The sequence below is a fragment of the Bathymodiolus japonicus methanotrophic gill symbiont genome (assembly GCF_019721995.1).
In the GTDB taxonomy this organism is placed as follows: Bacteria; Pseudomonadota; Gammaproteobacteria; order Methylococcales; family Methylomonadaceae; genus Methyloprofundus.
The window spans coordinates 1-10265 of the sequence record NZ_BLYC01000079.1; the positions used below are offsets into that span (position 1 = coordinate 1).

At 38.4% G+C, this 10265-nt stretch carries 7 protein-coding genes and 3 pseudogenes; 2 read left to right on the forward strand and 8 right to left on the reverse strand.

All coding sequences use genetic code 11. The annotated features are described in order from the left end of the window. Positions 1 to 161: 161 nt before the first annotated feature. The 5 genes and pseudogenes from K6984_RS28980 to K6984_RS29000 all read right to left on the reverse strand — a co-directional run bounded on the left by K6984_RS28980 (position 162) and on the right by K6984_RS29000 (position 5702). Positions 162 to 1301 (reverse strand): AAA family ATPase, encoded by a 1140-nt coding sequence (locus tag K6984_RS28980; protein ID WP_221898466.1) that lies wholly within the window; start codon positions 1299 to 1301, stop codon positions 162 to 164. A 1-nt stretch (position 1302) separates the two neighbouring features. Continuing rightward, positions 1303 to 2487: a restriction endonuclease subunit S gene (locus K6984_RS28985; RefSeq protein ID WP_221898467.1), complete on the reverse strand. Its 1185-nt coding sequence runs from the start codon at positions 2485 to 2487 to the stop codon at positions 1303 to 1305. Between the two features lie 3 nt (positions 2488 to 2490). Then, positions 2491 to 4040, reverse strand: a pseudogene (locus tag K6984_RS28990) (type I restriction-modification system subunit M). A 398-nt stretch (positions 4041 to 4438) separates the two neighbouring features. Continuing rightward, positions 4439 to 5005: pseudogene (locus K6984_RS28995) on the reverse strand (VapE domain-containing protein); the annotation flags it as partial. Between the two features lie 418 nt (positions 5006 to 5423). After that, positions 5424 to 5702 (reverse strand): hypothetical protein, encoded by a 279-nt coding sequence (locus tag K6984_RS29000; RefSeq protein WP_221898468.1) that lies wholly within the window; start codon positions 5700 to 5702, stop codon positions 5424 to 5426. 252 nt (positions 5703 to 5954) lie between these two features. Between K6984_RS29000 and K6984_RS31890 the strand changes: the two are divergent. After that, positions 5955 to 6050: pseudogene (locus K6984_RS31890) on the forward strand (IS6 family transposase); the annotation flags it as partial. 48 nt (positions 6051 to 6098) lie between these two features. On the opposite strand, the gene K6984_RS29010 reads toward K6984_RS31890, so the two are convergent. Beyond that, on the reverse strand, positions 6099 to 6266 hold the full coding sequence (locus tag K6984_RS29010; RefSeq protein ID WP_221898470.1) for a hypothetical protein: 168 nt from the start codon (positions 6264 to 6266) through the stop codon (positions 6099 to 6101). Between the two features lie 46 nt (positions 6267 to 6312). On the opposite strand from K6984_RS29010, the gene K6984_RS29015 reads away from it, so the two are divergent. Next, a complete protein-coding gene (locus K6984_RS29015; RefSeq protein ID WP_221898471.1) occupies positions 6313 to 6996 on the forward strand; it encodes an IS6 family transposase in 684 nt (227 codons plus the stop codon). Between the two features lie 13 nt (positions 6997 to 7009). Here the strand turns inward: K6984_RS29015 and K6984_RS29020 are convergent, their stop codons facing one another. Both K6984_RS29020 and K6984_RS29025 read right to left on the reverse strand, forming a co-directional pair. Next, positions 7010 to 7315 (reverse strand): hypothetical protein, encoded by a 306-nt coding sequence (locus K6984_RS29020; protein WP_221898472.1) that lies wholly within the window; start codon positions 7313 to 7315, stop codon positions 7010 to 7012. 2 nt (positions 7316 to 7317) lie between these two features. After that, entirely contained in the window at positions 7318 to 10131 is a 2814-nt protein-coding gene (locus tag K6984_RS29025) for a TrlF family AAA-like ATPase (RefSeq protein ID WP_221898473.1), read from the reverse strand. Between the last annotated feature and the right edge of the window lie 134 nt (positions 10132 to 10265).

Sequence of the window (10265 nt, forward strand, 5' to 3'; positions counted from 1 at the left end):
GTTATTCAACTCTGCAATAGGATTAGTATAGTCAGTCATTTTATTCTCCTTGCTTTAAGTCAATACCTTCGCCACTTTTAATTTAAGCAAAAGATGACAATCTTACACCTATATAAATAAATCTCTTATAGGTTGTAAAATTCATAAAAATGAGTGTATTTTCATTTTGGCGAAGGTATTGTTAAGTAGCCATAATTTTCTACAAGATTTCTAAGTAGAAAGCTAATCATCTCTTTCTCAGGCTCTGTTGGCTCAGCAACTTCCTCATAAGTAAGTGTGTTATGAGGATAAAAGTTCATAACACGAGATGAGTAAACCTTTTTATCATCCGGCAATAGTTCTGACCATTTCTTGTAACCAAGGAAGTTAGCTGTTTTCTCGTATAAATTACGTAATAATGCAAAATGGTAACGTTGAATACTATTGTTCTCGATTGCTTCTTCAATTAACTGCTTTATATGCAGGTGATACGAAAAGCTTTTATTTGAATCACCTTGCTTCTTATGAAGATCAAATGTTCCATCACCAAAACACCTTAAAATATACCCGTTTTTAGCACCAACCTCGTTGTAAAGTACATTGTAAAAAAGTGTGTTATGGGTTAATAAGATAAATTTAACTTTAGAGACATTCGATTTCATTAGCGACCCTAAGTTTACCGCTAACTGAATCAAATGATTCTCATCCAGTGAACTTACTGGGTCATCAATGAATACATATTCTAGTTGATCAAAATCATTAGTGTCTCGCTCACTTAGATTGGAAGTATTTAATACATTAATAACATGATCTAGTACGCTATAAAAAACACTCCAAATGAAGTTACTTTCTTCACCTTTAGATATCTTTATGTTGCTTATGTTTTCGTTATCACCACGCTCGATTGAAAACGAGACAGAGGAAAGGTCTTCACTAAAGGTTGGTGTTAATTTATCACTAGTAAGCGACTGAAAATGTCTGGCAATGTTGTGTTCCTGTCCTTGTTCCTTTATAACCCAATTAGTAAATGAGTTCGGATGAATATTTAACTTTCTTTCCTCATCATTATCTAAGTCATTATCCCAATAAAACAAATCTTCAGTAAAAGCACTGTAATAAAGAACTTTTTTGGATAATTCCGATGGTCTAAAATCAACATTCTCGTCATCTCCATTAACATCATCTATGCTGGTTGGTACAATTAACTCCTTGAACACACGCGATAATCGAGTCTTACCCGTGCCATTAAAAGCATAAACCAATTCTACTTTTTTATAGGACTCTTTGAGTTTCCTTGCAATATCTGTTAGCGACTCCCCCATACTATGCTTCACCTTCTACTTTTGGAAATCGTAATAGTAAATCGCGATAATATTCATATTGCTGTTGGCGCAATTTAATTTCACGTGGCAAGCCTTCAGAGAGTGAGTGCGTTAAGGCATCAAATTTATCTAAAATGATGACGATCCGGGATTGTTCGGCTAGGGGTGGGATGGGGATAGTCATTTTTTTAAGATTACTCCCAGAAACTCTCCGCACTTTTGCACCAGTGATATGTTTTATTTTCTGTTTTTGAAATGCTTCTGTTTGAAAATAATATGCTAAATACTTAACATTTTGGTTATGCCTAAATAGTAGCATGTCACCAGAAATAGCGGCTTTCTCACCAAACCACGCAAGGGGCTTCAAAAGATCTGTATCATTCTCAGAAGTTGTCGCAATCAATAAATTATTTTTATCTGCTATCCTTGCTTTTTTTGATAACTCATCAGATATATAGGTAAAAGTTTTATCGGCAGATAGAGCATATCGGGTAAATATTTGTCCATAATGTATTGCTGGGAAACCTGTTTCAACGAAGTCTTTTTTCTGCATTCCATTTCCTCGTATAAACTCACCTATTTCCCCCAACGCCTTCCATTCCACTTCCCCATCTTCAAAGGTTAAGAGTTTGTCGCGATAGTAGTTGTATTGTTTTTCCCGTGCTGTAAGTTCAGCTGTAAGTTCAGCTGTAAGTTCAGCTGTATGCGTAGTGAATGTGTCCAAGATGCGAACGATTTCAGTTTGGATGCTTAGGGGAGGGATGGGGGTTTGTATAGCTTTAAGCTCTCTTGCTCGTAATGCGGGTATGCCTGCTCCGTGTTGTTTGTTTGTTAGCTTTTTTTGATTAAGTTCTAAAAAATGATAAATATATCTATTTTGCACTATTTCAATTATTGGCAGCACAATATAGCAATGGGCGTTAGCGTAAAACTTTGACGTAATAAAATTGACAAAACCAGCAGATGCTCCGCCTTGGCTAACTATGATTGTATTTTCAGCATGGTTGTAACTGTCAGTAAATCCTGAATACGAAATACCTCCATTGTATGCGGGATAAAGTCCGTTTTCAGTTAATAATTCCTTATTAAGTTGACGGCCTTTCTCTAAATTAATAACTTCCCCCAACGGTTTCCATTCAACCTCAACTCCGTCTAGGAGTTTTTCTATAAAACTCACATCCTTCATTCTTTATTCCCCCTCAATCTCAGCCACAATGACATCAATATCAGTGCGTAACTGGTCAATCTTGGAAACTGTTGTTTTTAGTTCTGCATTCAGTTGGGTAATATCAATTTTTTCGCGAGTGTCTTCTGGCTCGACATAGGCACTAACCGATAGATTATAGTCATTGTCGGCTATAACATTGTGTTCTACCGATTGAGCGAAATAGTCGGTATTATTTTTATCATCAAACGAATCTACAATTTGCTTGATATGTTCTTCGGTGAGCGTATTAGTATTGGTTTCTTTTTTAAACAATCCACTGGCATCAATAAACTGGGTTGTGTTCTCAGTTTTATGTTTGGAAAGCACTAAGATGTTAACCGCAATTGTGGTGCCAAAAAACAGGTTGGGTGCTAAAGAAATAACGGTTTCTACATAGTTGTTATCGACTAGATATTTACGGATCTTTTGCTCGGCTCCACCACGATAAAAAAGCCCCGGAAAGCAAACAATCGCCGCACGGCCTTTGCTGGATAAATAATTTAAGGAATGCAATACAAAAGCAAAATCAGCTTTGGATTTCGGAGCTAATACACCCGCAGGCGCAAAGCGTTCATCGTTAATCAGCGTAGGGTCTCCGCTACCAATCCATTTTACTGAATAGGGAGGGTTAGAGACAATAGCATCAAAAGGTTTGTCATCACTAAATTTCGGCTCAGTTAGAGTATTACCCAACATCATATTAAACTTGTCGTAGTTAATGTTGTGCAAGAACATATTCATACGCGCTAGGTTATAGGTGGTGTGGTTTATTTCTTGACCAAAAAAACCGTCTTCAATAATATGCGCATCAAAGTGTTTTTTTGCTTGTAATAATAAGGATCCAGAACCTGCGGCAGGGTCATAAATTTTATTGACCGTTGTTTGCTTGTGCATCGCCAGTTGAGCAAATCAACTTGGCTACGCATTGTGGCGTGAAAAATTCACCCCCTGATTTACCTGCATTAGCGGCATAGTTGGAAATTAAAAATTCATATGCATCGCCAAATAAATCTATTTGGTTGTCTTGGAACTTGCCAAACCCTAGCCCCTTAACACCATTCAGTACGGCAGCTAAGCGACTGTTCTTATCGGCAACAGTATTACCTAAACGATTACTGGTCGTGTCAAAATCAGCGAACAATCCTTTTGATGTCAGGTTCAGAAGGGTAGCTATTGGCTGAACTTTCAATAGCGGAAAATATCGTGGCTAAATCGGTGTTTAGGTTATCGTTAGTATTGGCATTATCGGCTATGTTGGTAAACAGTTGGCTGGGGTAGATGAAATACCCTTTGGTTTTAATTGCATCGTCTTTGATTCCTGCAATGAGTGTATCATCATCGGAAAAAGCATCGTAATGAACACTACCATCACCAGCTTCAATGTAACTGGCAAAGTTTTCACTTATAAACCGATAGAACAAAGCACCTAATACGTACTGCTTAAAATCCCAACCATCGACTGACCCACGAACCTCATTCGCAATTTTCCAAATTTGGCTTTGTAGTTCGCTACGTTGTTGTGTACTTGTCATGGTGATATACCTGTTTTAATTATGTTTTAACAGTACCTTCGCCAATTTTAATTTAAGCCAGAAATGACAATCTTAAACCTATATAAATCAACCGTTTATAGGCTGTAAAATTCATAGAAATGAGTGTATTTTAATTTTGGCGAAGGTATTGATACCTCGTATGGTTTTTAATCTATTTAACCAAGTCTATTCTGCAACTGAAGTTTCCCAATAATTATTTATGGTAAAATTGAAACTATGCTACAACTATATGAAAAAAATAGTCTTTTCATTCGTTTCAAATGCTATTGCCTAAGGGGAATTAAGTAGGGGTTTGCTATAAAGCATGGCAAAACCACCTAAAATAAACCTCGATACACCAGCATTGTGTATTTCAGCTACTCAATAATTGGGAAACTTCAGTTACTAAGTACCTCACCAGTTTTGTCAGCAGTAAACTCAAACACCTCCAAAACTATATCTTTCAATGACCTATTGTCAGGATAGCCTAAGATTTCCGCACGTAGAGCCTCTTCTTCGGGCGTAAGCCACCATTGCTCCCCATGTGTATAGGCATGCCATATAAACGCCCACAAGTCTGTATAATCAAAATTAGAAATACGTGGATAATCTAACCGACCTTTAGCAATAACGGGTAGAAGCATTCTATCCCACCTAGCACCTTTGGGTGGATATTCTCCCTCAACAGAAGTCATACACGATACATGCCTACGTATGACTGTAGGTTTTCTAGCGTACGTTAATCTTATTTCATCCACCTCTTTTGCCAAAAATCCTTTTAACTCGGGCAGCCCTTTCTTCTTCAACGCAGGGTCTAGGCCTGCAAGTTCAGGTATCCAGCACCTAAGAATATTAAGCATAGAATCCCGGTCTTTTGTATCTAGGCGAACAGAGTCTTTTATGTATTTATGAAGTTCCTCAGGGAGTAGGTATTTAATAAATGAAGTTTTATGGAGTCCTTGATCTCCACCTAATAACTGGCATCCACGCCAAAGCGTTTCATCAGTCCTTCAAGTTCTCCACGTTCCCCGGGGTGCAACAGGGGTGTTTTTTTGTCCATTTCTCTATATCCTTTGCAGTGTTAATTTATTTATTAATCTAAGTTATGTCGCTTTTCAGTCAAGCCAACCTCGGGTTGTGCTGTTGGCTCCTCTGGGTAGTGATATTCCCGTGTTTGCTGAAAGGGGACAGATGAATAGGTTGTGTTATATAAACAGTTTATCTGTCCCCTTTTTTAATGAATACGTGGGGCTGTAGACCTTTACCCTGTAATAAACTCATAGCTGAATAAAATATTATCATTTGGCTAGTGGCATAAGTCCGGTCTTTAGGGACTATCTTTATTGTCCCCTCATATTAGTTCTGAAACTTTCGATGACTTTTTTAGGCAGCCATCTTTATTCCATCTATGCTTTTAGACCATGCCTGCGACTGATTATAGACACTGATTTTCTTTGCTTTACGGCGTTTATTAATATCCTGCATTTGAATTAATGAGTCCTCAGTTATCTGGTAATTCCCGGCGAGGTTTTTTCCTACGCGCTTATGTTTCAACCCGAATCTCTTTAAAAATTGTCCTAATGTACGTGTGTCTAACTTTCGATTAACAGCCTTGAAATTGCCTAGCCCTGCTGCGTGTACCTCTTGATAATTGGCTTGCAAAAAGTCAATAGCGGCTTTTATTCGCTCCGCATCATAACGCTGTAGTTAGCAGCTCAAGAACAAAATGAGATGCTCACAAAAATCGTAGGAAAAATGACGGTTGAAAAGGAGTGGCTCGAAAAAAAGCTAAAAAGCTTGGACTCATCTGATAGAAAACAGTTGATTGAGCCCAAGCTTAACACTCTACCTCTAACACAGCAGTGTGCATTATTAGGATTAAATAGAAGCAATCTCTATTACAAAAAAAGAGAAAATAAAAAGGCTGCAACCGCATTTTTCAAACAAACAATTAACAATAATGGCTTTCCTGATAAGGTCGTTATGGATAAAAGTGGCGCTAACTATGCATCGGGGAGTCGCTATTTTTTACATCCATTAATTTAACTGTTGTATTTCTCATTTTAAGATTTCCTTCATTCTTTCCTCCAAGGATTTTGTCAAAAGAGTGAGCCCCTCACTGTTATTTAAATATTTAAGATAACGAATATGTTTAAGATCAAGTGGAATATCATTATCAGCCTGTGTGATTAAAATAGGTTCTGTCGCATAAATCCCCCTTCCCAACGCTATCTGCTATCATAATTCTAAATTTCAATAAAAGGTGGATCACATGCTCAGCTTCAAAGGCACTCACTTTCCAAAAGATGTCATTCTTTATGCTGTTTTCTTTTATGTCAGGTATGGCGTTTCGTATCGCGACCTTGAAGAAATTATGGAAGAAAGAGGTGTTGAAGTGGATCATGCTACGCTCAATCGTTGGGTGATCCGTTATTCGCCCGACATTGCTGTAAAAGCTAAATCTCAGAAACGAGAAACAAATAAATCGTGGCGCATGGATGAAACGTATATCAAAGTGAAGGGTCAGTGGACCTATTTATACCGAGCTGTTGATAGTCACGGTGATACGCTTGATTTTATGCTTTCTGAGCGCCGTGATGAAGAGGCTGCAACCGCATTTTTCAAACAAACGATTAACAATAATGGCTTTCCTGATAAGGTCGTTATGGATAAAAGTGGCGCTAACTATGCAGGATTATCCAATATTAACCTCTTGTTAATCCTTGCTGGGTTTGCCACTATGATCGACATATTACAGGTTAAATATTTGAATAACATCATCGAACAGGATCATCGATTTATCAAAAAAATAACAAAACCAATGATGGGCTTTAAAGCGTTTCACTCCGCTCAAGCAACAATTGATGGAATTGAAACAGCACATATGATCCGAAAGGGACAATTGTCTGAGGAGAATATTCCTGCTTATAAGCAGTTTATGGCTTTAGCAGGATAGTTATGCCTGAAGACTAGGCTTCCTGCATTTCCAACAATACTTGCGACAGAACCGTTAAACCTACCAGTCTTTCTAGCCTTTGGACTGCCAAGTCTGTAGTAACTGTCAGTGCGTCGCTAGTCGGATATTGATCTATTTTTGTATAAACAAAAGCAGGGTGTTCCCGAACAAGTCGTTCCTTAAGCACCAATTCCACAGCATGAGACAAATTCTGGATGACTCTCTTTAAGCACCCATCCCTAGGTCGAGATTTATCAATAATATTTTCAATCGCGTGATCCAAAGAATCTTTCGCATTTTCTATCAAATTAAATTTCACTACTAGACCCCGTATTTTTCTTTCCTAAGCTTGAAGGCCCGCTCTCCGCCTTCCATAATAGATATTATCTCATTTTTAATTTCTTTCCTGTCTATAGAACCTTCGTATTTGATGTGGCCTTTAGTCTGCTCACTGGTTTCGTTGTAGTCACAACAGATAACCAACTCTGAGTCTCCATTTACTACAAGGTTTGCATTATGGCTACTTATGATGATCTGCCTCTTCTTTTTTGATCCCCATAGGTTTGTGATGATTTTTTCGATTGCTCTATTATCAATATCATCTTCGGGCTGGTCTATGATTAAAGGAAACCCGTCTTGGTTAAGAAGAACATTCAGCAATGCTGTAGCTTGTTGTCCTGCTGATGCCTCCTCAAATGGTATTTCATCGTCCATTGTGCTGTCTGTTTGATAGGAAAATTTCGGAAGAAAATCAAGCTTAATAGACGCAAGCCTTAAAAGGCCTTCACTGGTTAATGCCTCTGACATTTTTTTCCTATTGGCGGAGCTAAAACCTGTGCTATCCAGAACTGGGGTATGAGGCAGTTCATCTTGAACATCAGGCGCTGAGTTAAATTCGCTCAATGCTTTCAGTTCATACACGGCTTCTTTCCATTTTATTAATGGCACTGAGGAATTGGATACTAACTCAGCTAATTTCTCCGTTCTGGATTTGTTAATATTAAGACTATACGTAGAGAACACCGAATTAATCTCAGCGTGCATTTTTTCAACATCAATTGTCTTTGTAAAATCAGCCTTAATTAGGCCATCAGACAGCCGTGTAAATATCTCGGTGGAATTTTTCAGCCTATCGATTTTCGATATCTGTAAATTAATATAGCTCTCATATAGATTATTAAATACCTCATCTGTCATATCTACTTCCGACAACAAAGACTGCTTCTGCCTAATCACCAACTCAAGCTTTTCTATCTTTTGCTCTAACTCTTTAATCGCAGTCAAAGTTGATTGGCTAGATGTCGATTTTTCCTTTGCATTCTTATATTCCAGTTCAAATGCATTTCTAATCTCAAGCCAATTGGCACGCAGTTCCTCGTACCTCACAACTGAATCTGAACGCAACTTTTCAAGCTCTTGAACCTTATTTAAAGCTTCCTCCAACAATTTACTTCGTGACTCGTTTAGACCTTTAAGAATGTCTTCATTCTCAAATGTTTCTGAGCTATCACTAGCCTTACCTTTGTATTTTTCAAGCAATTCCTTTAAAGGCCGTATGCTGTCTTGAATGGAAAAACACTCAAGAGAAACCTCATCAAAGCGATTTTTTTCATTCACATAATATTTTGCCCGATCCAATATTTTCTTATCACCCTCCGAAATACCCTTCAGACCACCACGAAGTTTTTCTATCTGTGATTTGAAAGAGCCTATTTCAATTTCATTTTTTCTTAGATCGGTATAAAGCTCCTTACTTTTTGATAGCTTCTGATAGGCGGACTTGACTTCAACTAAAGCTTCGCCAACTTTTGAATCTATATCCTCGATTTCTTTTGAAATGGGCTGTTCAATAAATCGCCTTAGTTCGTCTGACCGAACCGAAATGCTGCTTAGTTGTTTCTGACTATAGGCTTGAATGGGTAATAAATCTTGAATCTGACTTGGCCTGACCGACTCAAAATCCCTATCTCCAATTTTCAGCAGCACATCCTCAGACTTCGGATTTCGTTTTACTATGTGTCGAGTGCCATTAACAATAAAGAAAACTCTAACTTCACCATCCACCTCTTTGAGGGTTTTATCTATTAGAGTATTACGTCTCTTTAATATATCGGATTGAACACCCTCTTTTCCAAACCCTTCAGTCTGGTCACATAACGCCCATCTCAAGTATTCTAATATCGTGGACTTGCCTGATCCTCTGCCTCCAATAATAGAATTTAGTTGTGGATTTAGATCTAAATCAAACTTCGATAAAAAGGAGGAATTGGTGACATCAATCTTCTCGATAAAAATATTTGGTAGCTCTGGCTCAACAAGACTTATCCTTGACTCCTTTGCGAGACATGCCTGCCGTAAAGCTTCAGCCGTTGGCTCACGCCATTTTATCCATGTAGCAGTATCAAGATTAGCAAGTGTTTCATCTGCTCTATAGTCGGTTGTCTGAATAACGGCAATTGTTTTAAACCCCCACGCATCAACCTCTCCATTAAGTATCTTGAGGTAACCCACGCCGCCACCTTCGAATTTTCCATCGACATAACCTCCGACGCTTGGCATTTTCGCATAAGCTTCGTGAAAGCCATCCCTCATCAATGTTTTGTGGCCACCATCCTTTACGTGAGGCAGGAAGATGTACCGTCCTTTTACACCGTCCGTACCATCTAGCTTCCTGTAGATGTCGCCAATACTGTTTATGGTATTGCTGGAAATTCCGACTGTTTGGATAGTCTTCGAATCTTCCTTTGCTGCTTGAGCTAATGAAAGCGAACCAAGCACAGTGGGAAACAAAGCTTCTGGAAAGCTTGCATCAAGTATCAGTAAACCCTGCATTGGTGGTTGGTTAAAAGTCAGCTCTATACCTGGAAAAACAACCAACTGTTGATCATTGGGAACTAAATCTCCGCCTTCATCTAGCTCTGCCTTCGAAGCTGCTTTAATGTATTCGAAAAAGACCATATCGTGATGGTCAGTTACCGCTACTGCATTTATGCCAGCCTCCCTACATTCTTTAACGAAAGTTTTTGAATATGCCTTACGTTCTTCTGGCGTAACGCAACTGTCACCCTTCCAATTTATATCTCTAGGTGAATGAACCTGTAGGTCGCACTTCTTGTAATGATTTCCTTGATCCATATTCTTGCTCTATGTGATTAGTAGTGGGTAATGCGATAACTGAAGTTTCCCAATTAATGTCTTTACAGTGCTTTATGAGCTCTCTTGTGGCGAGGTTAGTTTCACGGCCTCAATTGATAGGGGAACACTGATGA